This window comes from Streptomyces sp. NPDC029292, assembly GCF_055569295.1.
Window position 1 is genome coordinate 123,250 of the sequence record NZ_JBVHXR010000009.1, and the last position, 23,852, is coordinate 147,101.

A 23,852-nucleotide genomic window follows, 5' to 3' on the forward strand; every position below is an offset into this window, starting at 1 on the left:
CTTCAAACGAGCGCGCACGCCACCGTGAGGTCGTCGCCGGTGCGGGCGGCCCCTGGCCCGGAGAGCAGGGCGCGCAGCGGCTCGGCGTCCCCTGCGTTGCCGCGGAGCGTCGCGGCGAGCCCGCAGAAGAATCGCTCCGATGGCAAGAGCCCAGCATGCAGAGGCAGTTGACGAACGGAGGGATGGTCGAGGGTCAGCGGCGTGCACCCGTCGGAGGCGAGCACGACCCCGCTGAGCTCGGGCTCCCACACGGCGAAGGTGCGGATCCGCAGGGCGGCACCGGGGGAGGAGAGGAAGGCGGGCGGCGGCTCGCCGGGGGTGGGTGGCGGCAGGACGAGGTGACATCGCTCGGCTGCTTCGGCATCACGTGCGCCCTGGGCGTGTACGTCGCTCGCGTGTTGGGTGGGTGCCCCGGCACTCGCGTCCTGGGTGCGTACGTAGTCACTCGCGTCCTGGGCGCGTACGTCGCTAGGGTCCTGGCCGCGTACGTCGCTCGGGTCCTGGCTCCGTACGTCGCTGGGGTCTTGGCTGTGCACGCCGCTCGGTTCCTGGCTGCGCACGCCGCTCGGTTCTCGGCCGCGTACGTCGCCGACACGGCCCACGTCGCCCCTCGGTCCGCGTGTGAGTATCGTGCCGAAGCAGTCGCCCAGGGACAGGAAGGCCACCCACGGGGGCCGCACGACAGCGGCGGCGAGCGCGGCGGCCAACTCGCCTACGTCTGCCGCCCCCTGTCCCTCCGCCGAGCCGTCCACCGCCCCCAGCACCGCCCGCGCCGCCCGCAGATACTCCCGGAGGACCGCCGCGCCCCGCGCCGCGATCCACCTTGTCCACTCCTCGGGGCGCGCCGCCCCGTCCGGGACGTCCGCCGCGAGGATCCGGCACGCCGCGTCCACCGCGATGTGCGCGCCGAGCGCGCTGCGGTCCCGGCTGCCCGAGCCGTCCGCGACGGCGAGGACCGCCGCGTCTCCCAGGTCGACCGCCTTGAAGGCGTCCTGGCAGCCCTGTCCCGCGGCGAGATGGCCGGTGCCCTGGACGGCCGCGCCCGCGACGATCATCAGAAGTCGTCCTCCATCCGCTGAATCCGCTTGAGCAGCTCCGCTCTCTCGTCCACCTGCCGGTGGACGTCGTCCGCGTCCTGGACGGCGCCGATCCGGTCGGAGCTCTGGAAGAGCAGATCCAGGATCTGGCCGAAGTCGAGGCTCTCGAGCATCAACGAGCCCTTGGGGGCGAGTACTTGGAGGAGAGGAAGATCGGCTCCCCGCACCCCCACCGCTTGGAAGATGCACTCGCCCTGTTCCTCGCCGTGCCGCACCCGCCGCGCCGTGTCGGCCAGGGCCCCTGCGTCCTTGGGCCGTCCTTCCGCGTCGCTGGGCGCGCCGTCGGTCAGCACCCACAGGAACGGGCGGCGTACCTGCACCCGCTGGTCCTGCAGGGCGCGATAGCGCTCCCGGGCCAGATCGAGCGCCGTCTCGACCGCCTCCGTGAGCCGGGTCAGGCCGGACGCGGCGAGACGGGGCGGATGGACCTTGTCCACCGGCACGAAGAGCTGCTCGGAGTCGACCGATTCCACGGGCACCAGTCGCCCCTCGCCGGGCGCGTAGGCCTGGACGCGGGAGTCGAAGGTGATCAGACAGACCTCCACGCGGGAGCGCAGCCTCGGTTCCGACCGCACGCCGTCGAACCAGCGGGCGAGGGCGTCATTGAGCTCGTCGATCCGCGGGCTCTCGGCGGGCCGCCCCATGGAGGCCGAGGTGTCGAGCAGGATGACAACGGGCTGCCGCTCTTCGTAGCCGTCCGCGAACCCCATCCCGTACGTACTCATGCGCGCCCCGCCTCACCCTCGTACGCGATGAGCCGCTGCCGTACCGGGTCGAGGCGCACCTCGACATCCGCGCCCGGCGCGAGCCCGGGGGAGTTCGGAAGCGCCCGCAGCAGCACCCCGTCCACCAAGACATAGGCATCCGGATCGGGCCAGGTCACGATGCGGCCGAGCGAGCCGTCGGCCCACTCCTCCATCCCCCTGATCACGTGGTCCACGCTACGGGAAGCCTCTCTCAACTGGCCTGGGTTTGTCACTAATTGACGCCCCATCGAGGTTCTCTCAGCAATGCGCGCCGGGAGAAGTCGACCCGGGCCGCCCAGGGGTGTGTCCAGCTCCCCCCCGACCTCTGAACGGCCCGGTTCATCCAGTCAACAGGACCGGCCGGTCGCGGGCTGGTCGCGGGCCGGTCGCATCCTGGTGGGCAGTAGTTCCACGAGCGCGGCGGCGGCCGGGGCGCGGACGACGAAGTGGAGGTCCCAGCGCGCGCCACGCGCCAGCTCCGCCTCCACGGCCGCCCAGACGGAACCGAGACTGACCTCGTACCGCAGGCCGCCGCGCCCCGAGCCCAGCAGCGGAAAGCACACCGACCGCAGCGGCGGCGCGAAGTGATCGCGCTCGTCGGCGAGGATCGCGAGGGCGCGGGACGCGGCCCGGGTGACATCGGCGGGCAGCACGTCGTAGTCATTGGTGCCGGCCCGGGGCACGGCGACCGCGGCATGGTAGATCCGGCGTATTCCCTGGTCCGCGAGGGCGCCGGAGCCGGTCGCGGCCACCGTGCCGGGAAGCACCGGGCGGCCCGAAGTGCCATGCAGGGAGGTCCATTTGCGCAGCTCGTCGAGGACCGGGTCGTCCAGTACGTCGCCGGTCACCCCGCGCACCGCGCCCGCGCGGCGCAACGACGCCGAGACCGATGACTTGTACGGCTCGGGCAGCGCGAAATACGTATTGGCGGGGGAGACGACCACGTCGACGTCGCGCAACAGGTCGACCGAGTGGACATGTAGCGTGAGCCGTACGCTTCCTCCGTCGACCCGTACGTCCAGGTGCCGGTGGGAGGGGTCTCCCCAGGTTTCCGCCGCGCCGCCCTCCGTCAACTCCACGATCTGCTCGGCAACTTGCCCGAGCACCATGAGCTCCTGGTCCTTGCGGAAGCGTTCCACGCTCACCCGGTACACCTCGGCCGCTCGTCTGCGCCGTGAGGCGGCGGGCCAGTCCCGGGTTCCCTGGGTCAGGCCGAGGGTGTACTCGGCGGCCGTCCGCAGCGTGTCCGCGTCGATCCGCGCCACGGCGAGCCGCAGCAGCCCCTCGATCGAGCCGTCCGGCGTGCGCGCGGCGGCCGCCTGCTCAAGAGCGGCCAGCTCCTGACCGCGCAGCCGGACGAGCCCGATCCGCCGGACGACCTTGAGTTCCCGGAGAATTGACGCATGGTCAATGGGTGGCGCCATCCCGTCACGATGGCATCAGGTGCCCGTGAGCGACAAGCGATCAGTCGGGCCAGGGCGGCACGATCGCGGCCCGCAGCGGGGCGAGCAGCCGGTTCGCCTCCGTGACACCGGCGGGCGAGCCCAGGTCCGGGATCCCGCTCATCGGCACCTTGGCGAGCGGCTCGTCTTCGCACCGGTCGTGGAAGAGCACCGAGGCGAGGTGGGGCCGGTTGCGCCGGGACTGCCAGATCAGACCCATGGTTTCGGGCGTCTGCGCGCGGATCTCGCTCGCCCAGCGACGGGTCTTGGCATAGCGCTCGCCCTCCGCTTCGAGCAGCCACGAGTCCTGGCAGACGGCGGCCAGGTCCGCCTCGCTGATCAGGGAGACCAGGCTCAGCTCGCACCGGGTGCGCAGCAGGGTCAGGGATTTGCCCACGACCGCGCCGTACGGGACGAGACGCATCCCGGTGGCCGGGTCGAACTCCAGGGAACGCAGCAGCGATTCGGCGAGCGCGGTGGTCGAACTGTCGGCCACGTAGAGATATTCGTACGGGTCCGACTCGGTGCCGTCGAAGCGGTTGCCGCCGAAGTGGGCGTCCACGGGCACCGGGTTGAACTGCTCGGCGGGCCGCGAGGTCTTGTGCATCCGCCACAGCTGCGTGCCGGGGGGAAGCGGGTGTCCGTTGGGCCGCATCGCGTACGCGGACGGGCTGACGGTGCCGGTCATCAGTCCCCCTCCACGAGCGCCGTGGCCGCGCCCACCAGTTGCTCGTCCGGGAGCTCCCCGAGCAGTGAGGCGGGCTTCCCGCCGAGCAGGGTGTTGCCGCTCAGCCACCAGTCGGCGGCGCCCCAGGGGTCGATGTCGGCGCGGAGGAGGCCGTTGACGTGCAGGACGACGGGGATCGGCCCGCCCGAGGCACCGGCGAACTGGAAGGCCGGGTAGCGGTCGCCGCGTTCCGCGTCGCCGAGGCGGATCAGCTCGGGCGGCGGGTCATCGAGTCCTGCGGAGTGGCATCGGTCGTCCACGGTACGGCGATTCAGCGCGGGCGCCTTCAGGAGCCGGGCCTGGGTGGTGCGGATGATCGTCGCGGTGTCCGGGGCGGGCGTGTTCGTCGGGGCGTCCGGAGCGGGCGTCGGCTCCGCGAGCCGCGCCAGGAGGTCCCGCGCCCCGGCCACGGTCGTCAGCCCGACCGGCGCCCCCGCGAGCCGGGTGGAGTCCAGGGCCCGGCGCACCTGATGCTCCCAGGGCAGCGCAAGGCAGGCGAGCCGGACGCCCTGCACCGCCCTGCGCACCGCCCTGTTGTCGTCCTCCGCCGCCTCGGCGAGCGCCCGCAGCCTGGCGAGCAGCAGCTCGTACTGCTGGTCGTCGAGTTCCTCACGGATGCTGTCCTGGTGGTCGCCGATCAGGTCGAGCAGCTGCTCCCCCGAACTCATGCGGTCCCCTCCGCCGATGCGGCCTGTTGGTCCAAACCGGGGTGCCCCTGATGGATGAACGCCGCCCAGACCGGCAGGCGTTCCAGCCCAGGGCGCCCCATCTCGCGGAGCAGCTCGCCGCTCAGCGAGCCGGGGTTCTCCCGGTCCGGGTCGAGCATCCACAGCTGCGCCGCCCGGAGCGCGTCCACCGGACTGCGCCCCTCGACGGCAAGGTAGTGGTGGAACACCGCCATCATCAGGGCCGACGCCCCGTCCTCGGTCGTCCACCGGGAGCCCACCACATCGCGGGCGCCACGCGACACGAAGGCGGTCGTGAGCGTCAGGGCCTCGTCGTGGTCGCGCGTGCTGAGGTCGGTCTCGCAGGCACTCAGGACGACCAACGGGCCGTCCACGGCGGGCTGTTCGTCTGCCGGCCGGTCGAGGAGGCGGGTCACGGTCAGCATCCCCAGGTCCGGCGCGGCCCCCGGGCCGCCCTCCTCGGCGGGCAGCCCGTCGGTGCCGTCCGGGAAGGCGAGATGCAGCGCCGACACCGTCGGGCGGACCCCCGCGGAGCCGTGGGACGCCACATGGAGCAGCGAGGGGGATTCGCCCAGGAGCGCGAGGAGTTCGTCGGGCGTGCCGGTCGCCTCCGGCTCAACGGGCGGTTCGTAGTACTCCCCGTACAGCCGAGCCCGCGGGTAGAAGGCCTCGTACAGCGCTGTGGCCTCCTGTTCGGCGCGGGTCAGATCCTGGCGCGGGTCGGCCACCAGGACCGGGGCGGCGGCCGGGTCGCGCCGCACGCGCCGCACCGTACGCAGGAACTGGCTGCCGGATGCCGCGTAACTGATGACCGCGAACTGGCAGGCGTAGTCGTAGAGTGCCCACTCGGGCAGGCGTGCGGCGTGCCAGGGGACGACGCCGAGGCGGCCGCACGGGATCAGGACGATCCTGAGCGGGCCCGAACGGCCCTGTTGGCGTTCGTCGTTGGCGGCGAGATGCTCCGCGACGACCGTGAACACGGCTTCGAGTGCCGCGGGGTACGCCCAGTCGCACAGTGCCGACAGGGCCTCCTCCCAGGCCTGTTCGGCGGCCGGTTCGCCGAGGTGCCGGGACCGTTCGGCGGCGGCGTCGAGGTAGTGCTCCAGCGGACCGCTCCCGGTGCCGGACAGCAGCGGCAGGCCGCCCACGCCGACGCCGATGTCCGGCCCCACGACGATCCCTACGCCGGGTGCCTCGCCCTCGCCGGGGAGCAGATAGACCAACGCGTCCGCTCCGGCTTCGGCGACTCCGTCCGCCAGATCGTCCAGCGCGGGTGTGGTGAACAGGCCCTGCTGCCGGTAGCCGAGAGCTTCCAGGGCGCGGCGGCGCAGGGTGCTGGGCAGCTCACCGGGTGGCCCGTCGTCCGCCGGGGCCTGAGCCGCGCCGGAGGCACGCCATGCCTGGGCGAGCTCGTGATGCCCGCGCGCTGCGAGGAGTTCCGGCACGGCGCGAGACGCGGACGCCGCGTGCAGTACCAGGGAGCGGCCCAGTTCAAGGGCCGCCACCGCCTCCTCCGCCTGGTTGTTCGACGCCGCCCAGGTAGCCGCCGTGACGGCACGTGCGGCGCCGGCGCGGGCCGCCAACAGGCCGTGCTCGGAGCCCTGTTGGAGGACGACATCGGCCGCGAGTGCGTTCAGGGCCTCCATCGCGGTGGCCGCGGCGGCGTCCTGATCCGCAGGGTCCTGGGTGTTGTGCCAGCGGCCTCGGTAAGCCTCCGCCATTTTCCAGAGGGCGTTGGCGGCCAACTGGGGCTCCTGGCCTTGCCGTACACCCTCGCAGACCCGCTCCAGTTCGGCGACGACTGCGTCGAACGCCGCCGGTTCACCGGTGAGGCCGTACCGCATGATCAGGTACTGCGCGGAGGTCCACAGCTGCTCCGTCGATGCGCCGGGAGGAGCCGGGGTGTGGTTCTGGATCAGCGTCGGGTCGCCGGTGAGAGCGGCTCGCCAGGCGGCGGCGCGGACGGGTGCCTGTGCGAGCAGCTCCTGGGCGGACGCGGGTGCGTACTCCGCGACCGCCGCGGCCTGTTCTTGGTAGGCGGCGCTGCGCAGCATCATGTCGTCGTCGTTCGTGAGGATGCCGAGAATCATGCATGCGTTGGCGAGGGCCAGCAGCACGTGGGAGCGGAACCTGTCGTCCGGCGGGGTGTCCGCCTCGATTGCGACGAGCTCGGTGAGGACGGCTCGCACCTCCGCCGTGTCCTCCGCCTCCTGGGCCACGAAGAGCCGCTCGCCCAGGGGGTAGACACGGCCGATGACCGAGAGGTTGTCGGCCACCGGACTCGTGGGGTCCGCCGCGAGCAGGTCGAGCTGGTCGGAGAACGCCTTCGTGTACGTGCGGCCGAGCGCCTGGTCCTGAAGATTGCCGCCGACGTCTTGTCCCGCCTGCAGCAGCTCGCCGATGAGGGCCTCGACGAAGGGGGTCATCTCATGGCCGGGCGGCAGCTGTTCGTGCGCGGCGCGCAGCTGCCCGAGTGCCCGGTTGAGGACCTCCGGATCGCCGCTCTGCGAGGCTTCGAGTGCGCCGAACGCCGCGGAGTGGAGAGCGTTCATGGCGATGATGGCGATGTTGCGGACCTCGGCGTCGGCCTGGGCGTCGTCGGAGGCCGGGGGTGAAGCCGGGGCCTGGCCCCAGCGCGAGCCGGAGGGCTCCGGGCGGGTTGCCGGGTCGGGATTCGCGGGGGCTTCCGCGCTCGCCGCGGGCTTCGGACCCGCGGCGGCTCCCGACATCGCCGCCGTCAGGTCTGCCATCATCCGCATCTGGTCCCCGTACGGGAATCCCTCGGGCATCGAGTCGACGAACTGGCGCAGGGCGTCCACGGGCGAATCGGGCCTGTCAAGGACGGCGATCATGGCGCTCAGCTGCTGCAACCGCTGGTGCTGCTCCGGCGGCAGCGGCAGCTCCCGGATCTCCGCCAGGAGCTCCCGCATCTCGGCCGCTGTCGTTGCCGTCCCCTCCGAATCCTGCCGCGCCTTCCAGTCGAACAGGGCGGACAGGTCAGACAGGTCTGGCAGGTCGGGAGCTTGACCGTTCCCGGCCCCCAGGTGCGGGGACGGCGCCATGAGACTCATCAGGAAGAACGCGGCCCACCGCCGATCCTCCGCATCCGTCACCGCCCCGATCGCCGTCCCCCGATCGCGGGCCTCCCGCAGCAACCCCTGCGCCTGCTCCCGGTCCCCCGGCGCGCCACCCCCCGCGAGATGGCGCATCGTGAGCACGGAGCCGAGCTGTACGGAGGCGGTGGCGCGCAGTTCGGCGTCGTGGTCCAACAGGCGTACCAGTTGGCCGAGTTCGGCCACCGAGCTGTCGTACGCGTCCGGTGTGGCCGCCGCGAAGCCCGTGTGCGGGTACAGCCGCAGGGCCCGCTTCGTCGCGGCCAGCACCCAGGCACGCAGCCCCTGGACACCCCCGCTCTCCCCTTCGCTCACACGCCCTCCTCGCCCGCCCATGCGTCCCCCAGGCATCAACTGCACTGCCCTGAAGCCATGATGACGATCGCTCAGACCCTGCGGAGACCGAATCCCGTCAACGCCCCGAATCCGCCCCGGCCGCGCCCAGATCGGCCCGCATCTCTCGCCGCATCGCGCGCAGCAGCCCCCACAGCGCGTCGATGTCGGCCTGCGCGGCGGCCGGTGAGTCGTCGGGCCGCGGCACCCCGTCGTCGAGGCGCCTGAGTCTGCCGTACACCGCGCCGAGACCGTGGCTGACCTCGCCCGCGACGTCGAGGACCCGCTCCGGCATGCGCATCTGGGCCTCCGCATGGACGTCCCGGTGCAGATCGCGGGCCTCGATGAGCCGTCGCCGCACCTGCCCCGAGTCCTCGGTGCGGCTCAGTGAGTGCAACTGGTCGGTGAGGGCGGCCAGATACTGCCGCGCGGCGGTGTTGAGCGCGACATACCCCGTGCGCCGCGCCTCGGTCTCGCTGCGCCGCTCCCGCAGACGCTCCGCGCGCTCCAGCTCCCGCTGCCGGCCGCGGTCCGCCGCGCGCTGGGTCAGCAGCGCGGAGAGCAGGGTTCCGACCACCCCGACGACCGCGACCGCCGGAGCGGTCGCGCTACCGGCGTCCACGCCACCTCGATCCAGGTGCCCTCACCCGGTTGTGTTCTGCCACCCTGCCAGCGAAGCAGCACGATCCGGGGCCGGTGAAGCCCTGGCCCGGAGATCGCCCAGTCCACGACCGGCTCACGCCCTGCGCGCCGGTGTTCCGCCGCTGAAGGCTGAAGGCCGAGGGCGCCCGGCGGTCGGAGCGGTCAGCACGACGGCTGGGGCGGTCAGTACGGCGGCTGGGGCGGCGTCGGCCGTACGAGGCCGGACTGGTAGGCGATGACGACCAGTTGGGCGCGGTCACGGGCGCTGAGTTTGGTCATGGCGCGGTGGACGTGGGTGCGTACGGTCAGCGGGCTGACAACGAGCTGTTCGGCGATCTCGGTGTTGGAGCGGCCCTCCGCGGCCAGGGCCATCACCTCTCGCTCACGGGCGGTGAGGGCGTCGAGGGCTTCGGGGAGCGCCAGCGGGGAGCCGGGAGCCGGGGAGGTGAGGAAGCGGGTGATGAGGGCGCGGGTGGCCACGGGGGAGAGCAGGGCCTCGCCGGAGGCCACCGTGCGGATGGCGTCGAGGAGCGCGTCCGCGCCGACGTCCTTGCCGAGGAAGCCGCTCGCTCCGGCGCGCAGCGCCTGGGCCACGTACTCGTCGATCTCGAAGGTGGTGAGGATGAGGACGCGGGTCGCCGACAGGTCCGGGTCGGCGCAGATGGCGGAGGTGGCGGTGAGACCGTCGGTGCCGGGCATCCGGATGTCCATGAGGACGACGTCGGGGTGGTGGACCCGGGCGAGTTCGACCGCTTCCTTGCCGTCGGTGGCCTCGTCGACGACGTGCAGGTCGTCGCAGGAGTCGATCAGGATCCGGAAGGTGGCCCGCAGGAGGGCCTGGTCGTCGGCGAGAAGGACGCGGATGGTCATCTGGTGCTGTCTTCTTCCGGGGTTCTAGAAGCGGATCGGCAGTTCGGTGGTGACGGTGAAGCCACCCTCCGGGCGGTTCCCCGCCTGGAGGCGGCCGCCGACGGACTGGGCGCGTTCCCGCATGCCGATGAGGCCGAATCCGCCGCTCGGTCCCGGAACGGCGGGAGCCGCGGCGTCGCCGTCGTCGCTGACCGTGATGGTCAGCCGGTCGTGCGTGTAGGCGAGCTGTACGCGCGCTGTCTTCGCGGCGGCGTGCTTGGCGACGTTGGTGAGCGCCTCCTGCACGATCCGGTACGCCGTCAGGTCCACGCCCGGTGAGAGCGGCTGTTCCTCGCCCTCGGTGGTGACGGTGACCGTGAGCCCGGCGGACGCGAACGCGGTGGTCAGGTCGGGGAGCTGCGCGAGTCCGGGCGCCGGTTCCAGGGGCGCGTCGGGCTCGTTCGCCTGACGCAGCAGGCCGACCGTGGCCTTCAGCTCGCGCAGCGCCGAGGACGTGGTGCCGGCCAGGTCGTCGAGGATCCGCTGGACCTGGTCGGGATGGGTGCGCGCGAGGTGCGCGGCGGTGCCCGCCAGGGCGTTGGCCAGCGCCATGTGATGGGCGACGACGTCGTGCAGCTCGCGGGCGATGCGGATGCGCTCCTCGGCGACCCGGTGGCGTGCCTCCTCCTCACGGGTGCGCTCGGCGTATTCGGCGCGGGCCTGCGCCGCTTCCAGGTAGGCGCCTCGCAGCCGGGTCGCGGTGCCCCAGGCGATCGGCCCCACCACCCAGCAGACGGGGCCGATCGTCTTGAGGAGCCACGAGTAGCCGTTGTGGTCGTCGAGGAGTGCTGTGGTCACCAGGAGGGTGGCGACGGCGAGCAGGGCGATACGGCCCGTCCTGCGGTCGGTGTGCAGGGCCAGCACGTACAACGCGACCATGAGCGGTGCGAGCAGCAGAGGAGTGATCAGAAAGCCTGCGGCGCCGGCGGTATTGGCGCAGACCGCGGTCACCGCCACGACGGTGCGGGGGTGACTGCGACGCCACCACAGGGCCGCGGATCCGATGCCCGCCAGGAGCACACCGGGCCACCAGTCGATCTGCTCGCCGTCGGGCTGCCGGAGGACGATCGCGCTGCCGAGGACGGCGAGGCCGAACACCACCAGGATGACCGTCACGTCGATGAGACGGGCATGGTCGTCCGTGTACCGCTTCCAGCTGGTGATCATCGGTTCTCCGGTCGGGTGAACTGGGTCCATGGAGGGCACCGCCGTGGGCAAACCGCCAATGAGGGCCGCCCGTGCTGCCACGGGCGGTCCTCGGCGCGGGCAGGGGGAGTCAGACGCGAGCCGATTCGAGCTCGGCCACGTCGTCCCGCGCCGGAGCGGTGGCGGACTGGTGGCTGAGCGCCTCGCCCTCCACGTCGACCTTGGGCAGCAGCCTGTCCAGCCGGCGCGGCATCCACCACGCTGCCTTGCCGAGCAGGGCGAGGACGGCCGGGACGAGCGCCATGCGGACGACGAACGCGTCGAACAGGACGGCGATGGCGAGACCGAAACCGATCATCTTGATCATGGATTCGCCGGGAGATCCATCACCGGGATCGCGAGGGCGCCCAGGCCCACGACCGAGGCGATGAGTACGGGCAGGGGGCGGCGCAGGACGAACCGCGCCCAGCGGGCGCCCCCGTTGTTCTCGGAGGCCTCCTTGATCCTGCCGCGCTTGCGGGCGGAGCGGGACAGTACGGCGTTCGGCCAGAAGCCGAGCACGGCCGGGACCAGCGTCAGCGCGATGAGGACGCCGACGGCGACCGCTCCCGCGGCGGCCAGGCCCATCTTCGTGAGCATCGGCACGCCGACGACCGAGAGACCGGCCAGCGCGATGACGACGGTGAGCCCGGCGAAGACGACCGCGGACCCGGCGGTGCCGGTGGCCAGGCCTGCCGCCTCCTGGGGGCTGTGCCCCTTGGCCCGCTCCTCGCGGTAGCGGGAGACGATGAACACGGCGTAGTCGATGCCGCACGCGAGGCCGAGCATCGTGGCCAGCGTGCCGGTCGTCGAGGACAGACCCAGGGTGCTGGCCAGGGCCATGATCGCGGCCATGCTGACGCCGACGCCGATGATCGCGGTCAGCAGCGGAAGCCCGGCGGCGGCCAGCGAACCGAAGGTGATCAGCAGCACGAGGGCCGCGATGGCGATACCGATCGCCTCGGCCGAGCCGCCCGCGGAGGGCTGGGTCGCCAGCGCGGTTCCGCCCACCTCGACGGTCAGATCCGCACCCTGGGCCTCCTTGATGGCGCCCTTCAACGTGTTCTTGCTGGCGTCGGTGAGATCGTCGGCCTTCACCTTGTAGGTGACGGTGGCGTACGCGGTCGAGGCGTCCTTGCTCACCGCCTTCGCCTGGAAGGGGCTCACCGCACTGGCGACCTGCGATCCGTCGGCCGCCTCGGTCACGAACTTCTCGATGGCCGCGCGGTTCTCGGTCGCGGTGACCTTCTGCCCGTCGGGCGCGACGAAGACCACCCGGGCGCTCGCTCCGTCGGCCGTGGAGCCGGGGAAGCGCTGTTCCATGAGGTCGAATGCCTTCTGGGACTCGATGCCCGGCATGGAGTTGCTCGCATCGGGGGCTGCGGGCGCCGTGGCCGCGCCGAAGCCGACCGCGCCGAGCACCGCCGCCCACAGCAGGGCGGCGAACCAGCGCCGCCGGAAGGCCAGACGGCCCAGTCGATAGAGGAAAGCAGCCACGGGCAGAGGTCTCCACATCTGATCTCGGATACGTCCCCAGGCTCCCCGGCAGAGGGGTGTCCCGTCGTCGTGCGCCTGCCGACAATCCGGACTACTGAGAACGCAGTACACGCGGCCCGCGACGTGGTCCCCGAGGTGGACGGAGCGGGCGGAACCTACGGTTGACGGCGCCACGACCGACAGCGCTTCGACTGACAGCGCTACGACTGACGGCGCCGTGGCCGTGCGGCACCGAGAGCGCGGCACGGCCACGGCGCGGGTGGGCGGTGGCTATGGCTGGTCGTCGAAGGCCAAGGCGAAGGCGAAGGCGAAAGACGAAGGCGGTGGCTACGGCTGGTCGTCGAAGGTGACGACCACCTTCTCGGCCGCTCCCGGAGTCAGTGCGAGCTCGAACGCGTGCTCGACCTCGGTGAAGGGGACGCGGTGGCTGATGAGCCGGGCGAAGCGCTCGTGGTGCTCGGCGATCTCCTGGGTCACCTCGAAGATCTCCGTCGGGTAGCCCTGGGAGGCGATGAGGGTCAGCTCGCTGCGGAGCATCCCGCCCAGGTCGATCGCGTCGGACTTCTTCTGCACGGCGACCATGACCATCTTCGCGCCCCACTTGGCGGAGGCGATGGTGGCGTTGAAGACGGCGGGGGCGCCGGCGGCGTCGATGTAGATGTCGGTACCGGCGCGGGGCTGGCCGAGCGCGTTGGCGCCCTGGCCGTGCAGCTCCGTCAGCCGGGCGGTGACGTCCTCGGTGGCGGAGTTGATGACGGCGTCCGCGCCGACGGCCTGCGCCGTCTGAAGGCGCTCGGGAATGATGTCGGCCACGACCACGTGCTCGACCCCGCGCAGCTTCAGCCAGATCGTGGCGCCCAGTCCGATGGGCCCGGCGCCGAACACCACGACCTTGTCGCCCGGCTTGGCCTCGGAGCGGTTGACGCAGTGGCGCGCGACGGCCATGGGCTCGTTGAGCGCGGCGACGTCGAAGGGGACGCTGTCCGGGAACACCGCCACGCTCTTGCCCACGACGGCGTCCTCGATGAGCAGGTACTCGCTCATCCCGCCCAGCGGACCGCCGCAGCCGATGATGCCGGAGGGCGCGCCCTGCGGATTGACGACCACACGGTCGCCCACCTTCAGGTCGGTCACCTCGGCCCCCACCTCGACGATCTCACCGGCTGGTTCGTGCCCCAGCGGCACCGAGACCATCGACCCTCCCGGGCCGAACGGGATGCCCCCGAGGTGGAGGAAGTGGGTGTCGGTGCCGCAGATACCGCAGGCGCGGATCCGCATCAGCGCGTCCTTGGGGCCGGGCACCGGCCGCTCGACGTCGACGACCTCGACCTTGCCGACCTCACCGGTCTGTACGGACTGCATGGTGGCCATGGAATGACTCGCTCTCTTGTACGCGTGTGTGCGTGTGTGCGTGTGTGGAGGGGGAGTTGGGGAGTTCTAGACGGCTGACCAGCCGAAGTCGACCGGCAGGATGACGCCGTTGATGTTGCTGGCGGCGTCGGAGGCGAGGAAGACGATGGCGGCGGCCTGCTCCTCAGGGTCGGACACCTTGCCGGAGAGGCCGACATAGGGACCGATGAGACTGGGGCCGTGGGCGTTCGGCCGGGACTCCACCTGGATGCTGGTCACGGTCGGGCCGGGGGCGATGGCGTTGGTGCGGATTCCCTGGCTCCGGTACATCACGGCGAGGGACTTCGTCAGGCCGACTATGCCGTGCTTGGAGGCGGTGTACGCGGCGCCGGCCGCGCTGCCCCGCAGGCTGGCCTCGGACGCGGTGAACACGATCGAGCCGCCGCCCGCCGCCAGCATGTGCGGCAGCGCGGCACGGGTCAGCAGGAAGGGCGCCGTCAGATTGACCCGGATGACCCGCTCCCACTCGGCGTCACTGGTGTCCGCGAGGGCCGACATGTGGTCCATGACACCGGCGTTGTTCACCAGTACGTCCAGACCGCCGAAGGCGTCCACGGCGGTGGCGACGACCTCGTCCACCACTCGAGGGTCACTGAGGTCGCCGACGACCGCGCGGGCGACGCCCCCCGCGTACTCCATCGTCTTGACGACCTGTTCAGCGGCGTCCTTGTTGAGATCGGCGACCAGGACCTTCGCGCCCTCCTCGGCGAACTCCAGGGCGGCGGCCCGGCCGATGCCCGAGGCCGCTCCGGTGACGACGACGCTGCGCCCTTCAAGACCTGTGCTGCTCATGACGTATTTCTCTTTCTCCAGAGGTGCTGTGAATGTCGCCGTACGCGCTGCGAACGGCCGGTATGCGTGTTGCGCGTCGGGCTCATCCCGAGCTCTTGAGCACGTGCAGGACCGCGTCGGCCATGCCGCGCTCACCGCGCTCATTGGGGTGGATGGGGGCGGCGGGCGCGGCCGGGAGGAGGGGCTCGATCCAGCGGGTCTCGCTCGCCGAGCAGGCGTCACGGCCGGCGGAGGGGGTGTACGTGTCGACGTATCCGGCCCCGGCGGCCCGCGCCCGCTGCCGCAGCGCGCGGTTGAGCTGCTGCTCCTTGTCGTTGAGGAACCTCGCGTCGTCGGGTGCGAGGGTCATGTCGTCGTCGCAGCCGACGCCCTTGTCCGGCAGGATCGACGGGTATCCGACGACGTACACCTGGGCCTTCGGGGCACGGCGCTTGACCTCGCTCAGCGTGTCGGCCAGGCGTTCTCCCGCCGCCCGGATCTTCCGCAAGACCTCGTCGGTGTCGCCGGAGACGTACTTCCCCTTGCAGGGCGCGTCGTTCCCCGTGTACTTGCCGCTCCCCGTCGCGACGTAGAGGGCGCCCTGCTTCACGCACTGTTTGACCAGCGAGCTGAAGCCGATGTCGTTCCCGCCGATGCCGAGGGTGACCAGCTCGGTCGAGGCCGACAGCGCCGACAATTGGGCCGGGTTGACCCCGTCGCCGGTGGACTGCGGCGAGGAGAGGTCGGAGATGGTGGCGCCGCTGCAGCTCACGTCACGGAAGTCGGCCACCTTGATGTCCAGCTCCTGGGCGACCAGCGCGGGGTAGTTGTGGTCGGAGCGGTCGCACCCGGCGGGTCGGCCACTCTGGGCGGGGATCTTCGGTCCGGCGGTGTAGGAGTCGCCCAGCGCGACGTACGGGCCCTTCGGCGGCGAGGCGGCGACCGTGCCCTTCGGCTGGGTGGAGGCGGTCGAGTCGTCGTCGCCGTCGCCGCCGTCGTGTCCGACGCTGACCGCGAGGAGCAGCAGGCCGCAGGCGACGCCCGCGCCGGCCACCCACGCTCGTGTGTACGTTGCCATCTCGGTGTCCTGTCTTCCGTCTCAGGTGGCCCCATGCGGGGTGTCGCGTGGTGCGCGAAGTGGCGTGCGGGGCGCACGACTTCGCGTGGGACACCAGGCCGGTGATCGGCACACGGTGGGTGGGCCGACGAGCAGTGACACGGGCGCTGTGCCGACGTCGGCCCCGGATCGGGGGAGAGGCGTGGTCGGCCGGTGTCCTCGGGCCCGGCGGCGGATCGGGGGAGTGAACCGGCCGCCGGGCCCGGGACTGCGCCGTTCCCCGTCCCCACGGGTGCGGCGCTACGGGGCCACGTCCGCTCTGTGTGGCCCCGGTCTGTGTGCCACGGGCCGGAGCGCCGTGGGCGTCGGTGGCCGCGGGCGGTCGCCGGGGGAGGGTCGGGTGCGGTGGCCTCGGATGGTCACCGCAGGGTGGCTTGCTTGACTTAGGCAAGCATGCCTGGGTTACTTGAGTCAAGCAATCTAATCGTTAATTTACTTGAGTCAGGCAAGTAGATGCTAAACTGGACTCATGCCCACCACACCGCCAGCGGATGCCCCAGCCTCGACCGACATCGCGGAGATCGAGGGTGCCCTCACCCGCATCTCGTATCTGACCAGCCGGGTCCGGCAGCACGACCGTCTGATGGCCCTGGCCGGAGTGTCGCTGGACCGCGCGGCCGTGGCGATCCTGCGGCAGATCGCCGATTCCGAGCCTCTGCGCCTCGGCGAGCTGGCGAATCTGCTGGCCGTGGAGGCGTCTCATGTCACCCGGCAGGTGCAGCAACTGCAGAAGACCGGTTACGTGACCCGCGTCCCGGACCCGGACGACCGGCGTGCCCAGCGCATCGAGATCACCCCGGCCGGTAAGGAGGCGATCGACCGCGTCCGCGAGGCGAGCTGCCACGGCATGCAGGTCGCCCTGAAGTCGTGGTCCCCCGAGGAACTGCGGCAGCTCGCCACCCTGTTCCACCGGATGGTCGACGACTTCTACTCCGCGGAGGACGAGGTCGTCACGTACGAGCCCGCCCAGGGAGCACGTGCCTGACGGCATGGACGTACGGCTGTGTCGATGCAGTGCTTTGCCGATGTAGTGCTTGACGGATGTACTGCTGTCCGGAGTCCGCGCAGGCGTACTCCGTCCGGAGACCCACGGAGGAACCCCCGTGAGTGCACCATTCCCCCCACATGAGCGCGACGCCGAAGCGGCTTGCGCTCGACCGTCCGTTCACGGTTCCCGTTCGGTACGCCCGTGTACCGGGGGCGAGAGACAGATGGCGGCGCCCGGTTCCCCCTGGGTGCCGCTCCGGTCTGCAGTTCGGTCCCTACACGAATGGTCCTGCCATGCCGAATGGTCTTTCCGTGGGCGGAAGCATCAGCGAGAAGCCGTCACCGGTCCGTGGAAACGGGCAGCACGTCCTGGTCGCCGTGGACGACCCCGAGGCCGTCGAACTGCTCTCGACCACCCTTGAGCTGGCGGGCGATCAGGTCGGCACGGCGGGCTGCGGAACCGAGGCGCACGCGCGGCTCATGGAGCACCGGTTCGATCTGATGGTCCTCGATGTGACCCTGCCGGACATGGAGGGCCTGTCCCGGGGGCACCGGCTCGTCCCCACCGCAGAGCGTCCGCGGGTTCTCTTCCTGGTCGCCTGCGAGTACTTGGGCAACCTCCTGCCCGGGCTCGGCCCGGGTGTGAACGACTACGTCACCACGCCGTTCCGGATCGCCGAGGTCCTGGCCAGAGCGCAGGTGCTGCTGCGCGGCAAAAGTCCCGGGTGGCGGGACAGCACGCCGTACTACGGCGACCTCGTCCTGGACGACATCACCTGCCAGGCCCGGCGCGGGCGCCGGGCACTCGACCTCACGCCCGCCGAGTACCGACTGTTGCGGTATCTGCTGGTCAATGCCGAGCAGGTGCTCTCCAAGGAACAGATCGGCCGACACGTCTGGGGCGAGGTCCGTCCAGGCAACGTGATCGAGCAACTCCTCTCGCGTCTGCGGCGCAAGGTGAACCAGGAGCAGCCGGCGCTGATCCACACCCGCCGGGGTTTCGGCTACTGGCTCGGCCGGCCCGCGCGATGATGAGCGAAGCGATCGCGACGAGAACCATCCTCTCGCCACCGGAGAATGAAAGTCTCGCGCGGTGAGGTGACGCAGGGAGCCCTACGACTGTCCGGTGGCGGCCCCGCCCACCGTGGCCGGGACACCCGAGATGCCGCCGAGGCAGAACTCCCAGACCTCGTCGGCGGTGACCGGGTGGGCGTGGCTGTCGGCGGGGACGCCGTTGGCCTGGGCGGCGAACATGACGGTCTGCATGACGAACGAGGCCTGGCGGCGGGCCTTCCCGGCGGGGATGACGCCGGCCTCGATGGCCTGCTCGATCAGCTCCGTGAAGACCGTGAGCAGCGGAAGGTGGGCGGTGGCCACCTGCGCGGGGTGCTTGACCAGCAGTTGCAGGGCGAAGTCACTGAACAGCGGGCGCTGCACGGCGGGGTTGGGGTGCGACTGCGCGTAGAGCATCTCGACGGCCGTCCGAAGGGCCGGTAGCGGATCGCTCAGCGTGGAGGCGGTCTCGCGGATCTCGACCGCCGACTTGGAGAGCGCGTCCTCGAACAGGGCCAACAGCAGCTCGTGCTTGCCGTCGAAGTGCTGGTAGAAGCTGCGCAACGACTGCTTGGACCGGTCGACGACCTCCTGAACGGTGAAGTCCGTCGTGCCCTTCTCGGCGATGAGCTCCTGTGCCGAGTCCAGGAAGCGCTGTACGCGCTGCTCGGCGCGCAACTTGGCGGCACGGGTGGACCGTTCGACGGCGCGCTGGCGCCACGCTGGCTCTTCGGGGACTGCTGTCACTTGCAGAACGATACTCCACTTCACCGGTAATCAGGGCTGGCATCCTACAGAATCACGCACCGCAAGTTACGAGACTCTTACTTGTGTGCATGAGAATGTTATTCTCCGGCCGGGAGTACGCGACGGACGTGGACGCCGACGATCAGGCCCACCTGTACCGGTGCCGTTCCCTGGCCGAGGCGGGCATCCCGCTCGCCGCCGGCACGGACGCGCCCTTCGGGACCCGCGACCCCTGGGCGGTCATGCGGGCGGCCGTCGAACGGGGCGGCGGGGAGGGACCGAATCCCAGGGCGGCTCTCGACCTGTTCGCCGGCGAACCCCAACTCCCGGACCGAGCACGACGGGTGACGGTCGATTCGGTCGCCGACCTGTGCCTGCTCCACGTGTCCCTGCGCGAGGCCCTCGACGTGCTGTCTGCGGAGGTCGTACGAGCCGCGTTCGTCGGCGGACGCCGGATCACACCCGAATGGGCGGCGCCATCACGTACTTGACCGCCATCACGTACGAGACGGCTATCACGTACGTACTAGACGCTGTACCCCCCATCGACCCCCAGCGCCTGCCCCGTGATGAACCCGGCGCGGTCCGAGGCCAGGAACGCGGCCGCCTCGGCGATGTCCGTCGCGTCGCCGAAGCGGCGCAGCGGGATGTTGCGCCGAGTGATCTCCAGCGCCGCCTCGTCGAGTTCGCCGGAGCTGATCAGACGTGCGGCGATGCCGTCGGTCAGCATGCCGGGGCCGACACAGTTCACGCGGACCCCGTACCGCCCCTCTTCGGCGGCCAGCGCCCGTGCGACCGCCTCGACTGCCCCCTTCGTGCCCGAGGAGAGCCCGTCGCGGACGGGGAACCGGCGGGTGGCCACGGTGGTGACGGCGACGATGCTGCCCCGGCTCTCCCGCAGCCGGGGCAGCGCGGGATGGACCAGATTGAAGAACGCCCCGGCGTCCGCGTCGAGTTGGGCACGGTACTGACTCGGCGTGACCTTGCTCAGATGCACCATCGGCACGTGCGGGCCCGCCGCGTACACGACGGTGTGGATGCCGCCGAACACCGAGTCGGCCTCGGACACCGCCCCCGCCGCGGCCGACTCGTCGCTCAAGTCGAGCCGAAGCGCCATGACTTGGCGCCCGTGCGCGTTGACCGCGTCGATGAGCTCCTGGGCCGCCGCCTCGTTGGCGCGATACGTGAACAGCACATCGCTGCCCCGCTCGGCCAGCGTACGGACGATCGCCGCCCCGATGCCGCCGGTGCCGCCCGCGACGAACGCGGCGCCCGACCTGCCGGAGAAGTCGTCCGCCCGGGCCGAGGAGTCGCCCGTCCTGCCGGAGAGTTCAGACATCACAGTCCCAGGGATTTGGCGATGATGACCTTCATGACCTCGCTCGTGCCCACGTAGATGCGGGTGACGCGCGCATCCGCGTACAGCCGGGCGATGGGGTATTCCAGCATGTATCCGTACGCGCCGAACAGTTGCAGGCAGCGATCCACGGACCGCGCCTGCATCTCCGTGCAGAACAGCTTGACCTTCGCGGCGTCGGCGCCCGAGAGTTTTTTCTCGGTCGCCGGGATCGGGCCGGTGAGCATGAGCACCGGGTCGGTCCCGGTGACAACTCCCGAGCGGTAGCGCGCGATCGGCGTCAGCCCCAGCTCGCGCGCTCAAAGTCCACAGCAGGGACCCCTCCGCAGCTTCAGTATCTGCGAAACATGACAAAGGTCGGACCGAAAGTTGGATGCCTGCGCCAGGGCGCCACGCGTGTGACCTCTGTCACGTCAGCTGCTTGTCAGACTTCTGACAAACGACTGTCAGTTCGCTGCGCTTGCATGGGCTCACCGAGGCCTCCGACCGCCCGTTCCCCGTTCTCCGTTCCGACGGAGCCCCCCACCGAGGAGTGACATGGCCGAGACACTGACCGGCACCGCGGACGACGCGGCCCAGCCGATCCCGGAGTACCCGATGCCCAGGGCGACGAGCGGCTGTCCCTTCGCCCCGCCGCCGGCCCTGGAGGCGCTGCGCGACGAGACGCCGATCACCCGGGTGAAGATCTGGGACGGCAGCGAGCCCTGGATCATCACCGGCCACGCCCTCCAGCGGGCGCTGCTCACCGATCCCCGCGTCAGCAACGACGACCACTTCGGCAGCTTTCCGCACGTGACCGAGTACCGGGCGCAGATCGCGCAGGTCACCCCGAGGCTCATCACCAACACCGACGCCCCCGAGCACACCCGGCTGCGCCGGATGGTCACCGGCCCCTTCCTCATCAAGCGGATCGAGAAGCTGCGGGCGCCCATCCAGAAGATCGTCGACGGTCTCATCGACGACATGCTGGCCGGACCCAACCCGGCCGACCTTCTCACGGCGCTCGCCCTGCCCGTGCCGTCGCTGGTGATCTCCGAACTGCTCGGAGTGCCGTACGCCGACCACGAGTTCTTCCAGCGCAACAGCAGCCTCGCGCTCGACCGGAGCGCCCCGCCGGAGGAGTCACGGGCGGCGAGCGGCGCGCTGAGCGGCTACCTGGACAAGCTGCTCGGCGAGAAGCTCACCGACCCGAGCGACGACGCGCTGTCCGAACTCGCCGGCCGGGTCAGCGCCGGCGAGATGACGCGCAGTGAGGCCGTCCACATGGGCGTCGCGATGCTCATCGCCGGGCACGAGACCACCGCCACCATGATCAGCCTCGGCACCCTCGCCCTGCTGGAGAACCCCGAGCAGCTCGCCGTGCTGCGCGACACCGAGGACCCGAAGGTCGTCGCGAACGCGGTCGAGGAACTCCTGCGCTATCTGACCATCGTCCACTCGGGCCTGCGGCGGGTCGCCAAGGAGGACATCGAGATCGGCGGCCGGACCATCAAGGCCGGGGACGGCATCCTCGTCGAGATCACCGCCGCCAACTGGGACAGGGAGGTCTTCCCCGACGCCGACCGGCTGGACCTCTCCCGGCCCGCGCGTCAGCACAACGCGTTCGGCTACGGCCCCCACCAGTGCCTGGGCCAGTCCCTCGCCCGGCTGGAACTCCAGGTCGTCTACAGCACGCTCTACCGCCGCGTTCCCACCCTGCGTCTGGCCGCCCCGATCGAGCAGCTCGAGTTCGACCACAGCGGCACCACCTACGGCGTCCGCTGTCTGCCCGTCACCTGGTGACCTCCCCCGCACGGAAGAACTGAGGAAAAGATCATGCGTGTAGAACTGGACGAGCCGAAGTGTGTGGCATCGGGGCAGTGCGTTGTGGCTTCCCCCGAGGTCTTCGACCAGCGTGACGACGACGGCGTGGCGATCCTGCTGGACGAGCAACCCGGCGCCGAACTCCTCGACGGGGTAAGGGAAGCCGCGGCGATCTGCCCGGCGGCGGCGATCCGGCTGGTCGAGAAGTGAGGCGGATCCTCGTCGTCGGTGCCTCGGCCGCCGGACTCGCGGCGGCCGAGACGCTGCGCCGGGAGGGGTACGACGGCACGATCACCCTCGTCGGCGACGAACCGCACGCCCCCTACGACCGGCCGCCGCTGTCCAAGCAGATCCTGGCCGCCGAGTGGGAGCCCGACCGGCTGCCCCTGCGGTCGCCGGGCGACCTGCAAGGACTCGACCTGGACCTGCGGCTCGGCACCACCGCCACCGGCCTCGACCTGACCGGCCGTACGGTGCTGCTGGCCGACGGCCCACCGGTGCCGTACGACGGTCTGATCGTGGCCACCGGAGTACGGCCACGCAGTCTTCCCGGCGAGGGCGCGCACGTTCTGCGCACCCTGGACAACGCCCTGACCCTGCGGGACCGGCTGGGGCCGGGGCGGCGCCTGGTCATCGTCGGTGCCGGGTTCCTCGGGGCGGAGGCGGCCGCCGTGGCCCGCGGACTCGGCGCCGAGGTCACCCTCCTCGAACCGGCGCCGGTGCCGCTGGCCCACGCCGTCGGCGAGGAGGTCGGGCGGGTGTTGTCGAGCGCCCACCTGGAGCACGGGGTGGATCTGCGCACCGGGGTCACGGTGAGCGAGGTGACCGACGACGGGGTGCGGCTCGCGGACGGTGAACTGGTAGATGCCGACGAGGTGTTGGTGGCGATCGGCTCGCTGCCGAACACCGAGTGGCTGGCGGGCAGCGGCCTGAAGGTGGCCGACGGCCTGGTGTGCGACGAGTACAGCGCCGCCGCGCCGGGTGTGTACGGGGCCGGGGACGTCGCCCGCTGGCACAACCCGCTGTTCGGCGTGCCGATGCGCATCGAGCACCGTACGAACGCCGCCGAACAGGGCATGGCCGCCGCCCGCAACCTCCTCAACCCCGAGGCGCGCAAGCCGTTCGCGCCGGTGCCGTACTTCTGGTCCGACCAGTACGACATGAAGATCCAGGCGTTCGGATACCTGCGAGGCTACGACGAAGTCGCTTTGGTGGAAGGGGACTTGACGGAACGCCGGTTCGTGGTCGCCTACCGTACCGGCGACCGGCTGACCGGAGCCCTCGCGGTCGGCATGCCGCCCAAGGCGATCCGCCCCTGGCGGCAGGCGATCGCGACGCGCGCCTCATGGACCGCTTCAACGGGAGCTGACACCAAGGGGGTTGGCCGTGCTGGACCGTCCGTATGAGTCACGTCGTGACGTGGTCGTGGTCACGGGGGCGGGAGGCATGGGCGCGGCGGTCGCGCGGCGGCTCGGCAGCGGACGGACCCTGGTCCTCGCGGATGCCTCGCGCGGTCAACTCGACCGAGTCGTCGGCGCGTTGCGCGACGAGGGTTACGCGGCGCGGGGCGTGGTCACCGACGTGTCCGACCGGAAGTCGGTCGAGGAGCTCGCGGAAACCGCGTCCGGCGAGGGGCGGTTGGCCGCCGTCGTGCACACCGCGGGGGTCTCTCCCGCGATCGCCTCGGCGCGGACGATCCTCGACGTCGACCTGATCGGCACCGCGCAGGTGATCGACGTCTTCGAGACGGTGGCCTCCCCGGGCATGTCACTGGTGTGCGTCTCCAGCATGGCCGGTCACTACGCCTCGCTGAGCCGCGCGGAGGAGGCCGCCCTCGCGATGGCCCCGACGGAGGAACTCCTCGGGCTCGACGCCGTCACCGCCGTCGGCACCGACGCGACCGCCGCCTACATCGTGTCCAAGCGCTGCAACCAGCTGCGCGTACAGGCCGCCGCGCTCGCCTGGAACCTCCGTGGCGCCCGGGCGAACAGCGTCAGTCCGGGCGTCATCTCCACCGCGATGGCCAAGGCGGAGGCCGCATCGCCGGCCGGTGGGCACATGCTGAAGATGCTCGACGCGTGCGGCGCCGGCCGCTCGGGGACGCCCGGGGAGATCGCCGACGCCGTGGCCTTCCTGGCCGGTCCGGGGGCCTCGTACATCACCGGCACCGACCTTCTCGTCGACGGCGGTCAGGCCGCGTGGATCCGCCGGCACCGGCCGGAGTGACAGC

23 protein-coding genes and 2 pseudogenes are annotated in these 23,852 nt (G+C 71.2%); 7 read left to right on the plus strand and 18 right to left on the minus strand.

Features of this window, described 5'->3' with window-relative positions; genetic code table 11:
* Window positions 1-2: 2 nt before the first annotated feature.
* From ACZ4WS_RS21010 to ACZ4WS_RS21080, 15 genes and pseudogenes are all read right to left on the minus strand, one after another.
* On the minus strand, window positions 3-1,055 hold the full coding sequence (locus ACZ4WS_RS21010; RefSeq protein ID WP_467982450.1) for a protein phosphatase 2C domain-containing protein: 1,053 nt from the start codon (window positions 1,053-1,055) through the stop codon (window positions 3-5).
* Window positions 1,055-1,822: a vWA domain-containing protein gene (locus ACZ4WS_RS21015; protein WP_467982451.1), complete on the minus strand. Its 768-nt coding sequence runs from the start codon at window positions 1,820-1,822 to the stop codon at window positions 1,055-1,057. Before ACZ4WS_RS21015 ends, ACZ4WS_RS21010 begins: the two co-directional genes overlap by 1 nt.
* Window positions 1,819-2,028, minus strand: a complete 210-nt coding sequence (locus ACZ4WS_RS21020) for a hypothetical protein (RefSeq protein ID WP_467982452.1) — start codon at window positions 2,026-2,028, stop codon at window positions 1,819-1,821. The genes ACZ4WS_RS21015 and ACZ4WS_RS21020 overlap by 4 nt, the downstream gene beginning before the upstream one ends.
* Window positions 2,029-2,190: 162 nt before the next feature.
* On the minus strand, window positions 2,191-3,267 hold the full coding sequence (locus tag ACZ4WS_RS21025) for a macro domain-containing protein (RefSeq protein ID WP_467982454.1): 1,077 nt from the start codon (window positions 3,265-3,267) through the stop codon (window positions 2,191-2,193).
* 40 nt (window positions 3,268-3,307) lie between these two features.
* Complete coding sequence (locus ACZ4WS_RS21030) at window positions 3,308-3,973, minus strand: RES family NAD+ phosphorylase (protein ID WP_467982456.1); 666 nt, start codon at window positions 3,971-3,973, stop codon at window positions 3,308-3,310.
* A complete protein-coding gene (locus ACZ4WS_RS21035; protein ID WP_467982457.1) occupies window positions 3,973-4,680 on the minus strand; it encodes a hypothetical protein in 708 nt (235 codons plus the stop codon). Before ACZ4WS_RS21035 ends, ACZ4WS_RS21030 begins: the two co-directional genes overlap by 1 nt.
* On the minus strand, window positions 4,677-8,126 hold the full coding sequence (locus ACZ4WS_RS21040) for a CHAT domain-containing protein (protein WP_467982458.1): 3,450 nt from the start codon (window positions 8,124-8,126) through the stop codon (window positions 4,677-4,679). The genes ACZ4WS_RS21035 and ACZ4WS_RS21040 overlap by 4 nt, the downstream gene beginning before the upstream one ends.
* Window positions 8,127-8,223: 97 nt before the next feature.
* Window positions 8,224-8,766, minus strand: coding sequence for a hypothetical protein (locus ACZ4WS_RS21045; RefSeq protein ID WP_467982459.1), 543 nt, complete (start codon window positions 8,764-8,766; stop codon window positions 8,224-8,226).
* A gap of 203 nt (window positions 8,767-8,969) precedes the next feature.
* Window positions 8,970-9,656 carry a response regulator gene (locus ACZ4WS_RS21050; protein ID WP_467982461.1) on the minus strand — a complete coding sequence of 229 codons (687 nt, stop codon included), beginning with the start codon at window positions 9,654-9,656 and terminating at the stop codon, window positions 8,970-8,972.
* A 24-nt stretch (window positions 9,657-9,680) separates the two neighbouring features.
* Window positions 9,681-10,862, minus strand: coding sequence for a sensor histidine kinase (locus tag ACZ4WS_RS21055; RefSeq protein WP_467982463.1), 1,182 nt, complete (start codon window positions 10,860-10,862; stop codon window positions 9,681-9,683).
* A gap of 109 nt (window positions 10,863-10,971) precedes the next feature.
* Window positions 10,972-11,208 carry an MMPL family transporter gene (locus ACZ4WS_RS21060; protein WP_467982464.1) on the minus strand — a complete coding sequence of 79 codons (237 nt, stop codon included), beginning with the start codon at window positions 11,206-11,208 and terminating at the stop codon, window positions 10,972-10,974.
* Window positions 11,209-11,219: 11 nt separating this feature from the next.
* Window positions 11,220-12,377 (minus strand): annotated as a pseudogene (locus tag ACZ4WS_RS21065) (MMPL family transporter); the annotation flags it as partial.
* A 327-nt stretch (window positions 12,378-12,704) separates the two neighbouring features.
* Window positions 12,705-13,748: a zinc-dependent alcohol dehydrogenase gene (locus tag ACZ4WS_RS21070; protein ID WP_467982466.1), complete on the minus strand. Its 1,044-nt coding sequence runs from the start codon at window positions 13,746-13,748 to the stop codon at window positions 12,705-12,707.
* 66 nt (window positions 13,749-13,814) lie between these two features.
* Complete coding sequence (locus tag ACZ4WS_RS21075; protein ID WP_467982468.1) at window positions 13,815-14,579, minus strand: SDR family NAD(P)-dependent oxidoreductase; 765 nt, start codon at window positions 14,577-14,579, stop codon at window positions 13,815-13,817.
* Between the two features lie 82 nt (window positions 14,580-14,661).
* On the minus strand, window positions 14,662-15,636 hold the full coding sequence (locus ACZ4WS_RS21080; RefSeq protein WP_467982470.1) for an SGNH/GDSL hydrolase family protein: 975 nt from the start codon (window positions 15,634-15,636) through the stop codon (window positions 14,662-14,664).
* Window positions 15,637-16,144: 508 nt separating this feature from the next.
* Between ACZ4WS_RS21080 and ACZ4WS_RS21085 the strand changes: the two genes are divergently transcribed.
* Both ACZ4WS_RS21085 and ACZ4WS_RS21090 read left to right on the plus strand, forming a co-directional pair.
* Window positions 16,145-16,660: a MarR family winged helix-turn-helix transcriptional regulator gene (locus ACZ4WS_RS21085; RefSeq protein WP_467982471.1), complete on the plus strand. Its 516-nt coding sequence runs from the start codon at window positions 16,145-16,147 to the stop codon at window positions 16,658-16,660.
* A 314-nt stretch (window positions 16,661-16,974) separates the two neighbouring features.
* Window positions 16,975-17,694 (plus strand): response regulator transcription factor, encoded by a 720-nt coding sequence (locus ACZ4WS_RS21090; protein ID WP_467982473.1) that lies wholly within the window; start codon window positions 16,975-16,977, stop codon window positions 17,692-17,694.
* An 81-nt stretch (window positions 17,695-17,775) separates the two neighbouring features.
* Here ACZ4WS_RS21090 and ACZ4WS_RS21095 read toward each other — a convergent pair whose 3' ends face one another.
* Complete coding sequence (locus tag ACZ4WS_RS21095; protein ID WP_467982475.1) at window positions 17,776-18,462, minus strand: TetR/AcrR family transcriptional regulator; 687 nt, start codon at window positions 18,460-18,462, stop codon at window positions 17,776-17,778.
* 89 nt (window positions 18,463-18,551) lie between these two features.
* On the opposite strand from ACZ4WS_RS21095, the gene ACZ4WS_RS21100 reads away from it, so the two are divergent.
* Complete coding sequence (locus tag ACZ4WS_RS21100; RefSeq protein WP_467982476.1) at window positions 18,552-18,953, plus strand: hypothetical protein; 402 nt, start codon at window positions 18,552-18,554, stop codon at window positions 18,951-18,953.
* Window positions 18,954-18,988: 35 nt separating this feature from the next.
* Here the strand turns inward: ACZ4WS_RS21100 and ACZ4WS_RS21105 are convergent, their stop codons facing one another.
* Window positions 18,989-19,801 (minus strand): SDR family NAD(P)-dependent oxidoreductase, encoded by an 813-nt coding sequence (locus ACZ4WS_RS21105; RefSeq protein WP_467982478.1) that lies wholly within the window; start codon window positions 19,799-19,801, stop codon window positions 18,989-18,991.
* Window positions 19,801-20,013: pseudogene (locus tag ACZ4WS_RS21110) on the minus strand (acyl-CoA dehydrogenase family protein); the annotation flags it as partial. The pseudogene ACZ4WS_RS21110 and the gene ACZ4WS_RS21105, both read right to left, overlap by 1 nt.
* Before the next feature lie 343 nt (window positions 20,014-20,356).
* Between ACZ4WS_RS21110 and ACZ4WS_RS21115 the strand changes: the two are divergent.
* The 4 genes from ACZ4WS_RS21115 to ACZ4WS_RS21130 are packed head-to-tail and all read left to right on the plus strand — an operon-like array spanning window position 20,357 to window position 23,848.
* On the plus strand, window positions 20,357-21,601 hold the full coding sequence (locus tag ACZ4WS_RS21115; RefSeq protein WP_467982480.1) for a cytochrome P450: 1,245 nt from the start codon (window positions 20,357-20,359) through the stop codon (window positions 21,599-21,601).
* 33 nt (window positions 21,602-21,634) lie between these two features.
* Window positions 21,635-21,832 (plus strand): ferredoxin, encoded by a 198-nt coding sequence (locus ACZ4WS_RS21120; RefSeq protein ID WP_467982481.1) that lies wholly within the window; start codon window positions 21,635-21,637, stop codon window positions 21,830-21,832.
* Window positions 21,829-23,028: an NAD(P)/FAD-dependent oxidoreductase gene (locus tag ACZ4WS_RS21125; protein WP_467982483.1), complete on the plus strand. Its 1,200-nt coding sequence runs from the start codon at window positions 21,829-21,831 to the stop codon at window positions 23,026-23,028. Before ACZ4WS_RS21120 ends, ACZ4WS_RS21125 begins: the two co-directional genes overlap by 4 nt.
* Window positions 23,009-23,848: an SDR family oxidoreductase gene (locus tag ACZ4WS_RS21130; RefSeq protein ID WP_467982484.1), complete on the plus strand. Its 840-nt coding sequence runs from the start codon at window positions 23,009-23,011 to the stop codon at window positions 23,846-23,848. Before ACZ4WS_RS21125 ends, ACZ4WS_RS21130 begins: the two co-directional genes overlap by 20 nt.
* Window positions 23,849-23,852: the final 4 nt, after the last annotated feature.

Excerpts from the sequence above, each read along its gene's own strand:
- ACZ4WS_RS21010 (WP_467982450.1), bottom strand. The coding sequence starts at position 1,055 with ATGATCGTCGCGGGCGCGGCCGTCCAGGGCACCGGCCATCTCGCCGCG.
- ACZ4WS_RS21015 (WP_467982451.1), bottom strand. The coding sequence starts at position 1,822 with ATGAGTACGTACGGGATGGGGTTCGCGGACGGCTACGAAGAGCGGCAG.
- ACZ4WS_RS21025 (WP_467982454.1), bottom strand. The coding sequence starts at position 3,267 with ATGGCGCCACCCATTGACCATGCGTCAATTCTCCGGGAACTCAAGGTC.
- ACZ4WS_RS21030 (WP_467982456.1), bottom strand. The coding sequence starts at position 3,973 with ATGACCGGCACCGTCAGCCCGTCCGCGTACGCGATGCGGCCCAACGGA.
- ACZ4WS_RS21035 (WP_467982457.1), bottom strand. The coding sequence starts at position 4,680 with ATGAGTTCGGGGGAGCAGCTGCTCGACCTGATCGGCGACCACCAGGAC.
- ACZ4WS_RS21050 (WP_467982461.1), bottom strand. The coding sequence starts at position 9,656 with ATGACCATCCGCGTCCTTCTCGCCGACGACCAGGCCCTCCTGCGGGCC.
- ACZ4WS_RS21055 (WP_467982463.1), bottom strand. The coding sequence starts at position 10,862 with ATGATCACCAGCTGGAAGCGGTACACGGACGACCATGCCCGTCTCATC.
- ACZ4WS_RS21060 (WP_467982464.1), bottom strand. The coding sequence starts at position 11,208 with ATGATCAAGATGATCGGTTTCGGTCTCGCCATCGCCGTCCTGTTCGAC.
- ACZ4WS_RS21070 (WP_467982466.1), bottom strand. The coding sequence starts at position 13,748 with ATGGCCACCATGCAGTCCGTACAGACCGGTGAGGTCGGCAAGGTCGAG.
- ACZ4WS_RS21075 (WP_467982468.1), bottom strand. The coding sequence starts at position 14,579 with ATGAGCAGCACAGGTCTTGAAGGGCGCAGCGTCGTCGTCACCGGAGCG.
- ACZ4WS_RS21080 (WP_467982470.1), bottom strand. The coding sequence starts at position 15,636 with ATGGCAACGTACACACGAGCGTGGGTGGCCGGCGCGGGCGTCGCCTGC.
- ACZ4WS_RS21085 (WP_467982471.1), top strand. The coding sequence starts at position 16,145 with ATGCCCACCACACCGCCAGCGGATGCCCCAGCCTCGACCGACATCGCG.
- ACZ4WS_RS21100 (WP_467982476.1), top strand. The coding sequence starts at position 18,552 with ATGAGAATGTTATTCTCCGGCCGGGAGTACGCGACGGACGTGGACGCC.
- ACZ4WS_RS21105 (WP_467982478.1), bottom strand. The coding sequence starts at position 19,801 with ATGTCTGAACTCTCCGGCAGGACGGGCGACTCCTCGGCCCGGGCGGAC.
- ACZ4WS_RS21115 (WP_467982480.1), top strand. The coding sequence starts at position 20,357 with ATGGCCGAGACACTGACCGGCACCGCGGACGACGCGGCCCAGCCGATC.
- ACZ4WS_RS21120 (WP_467982481.1), top strand. The coding sequence starts at position 21,635 with ATGCGTGTAGAACTGGACGAGCCGAAGTGTGTGGCATCGGGGCAGTGC.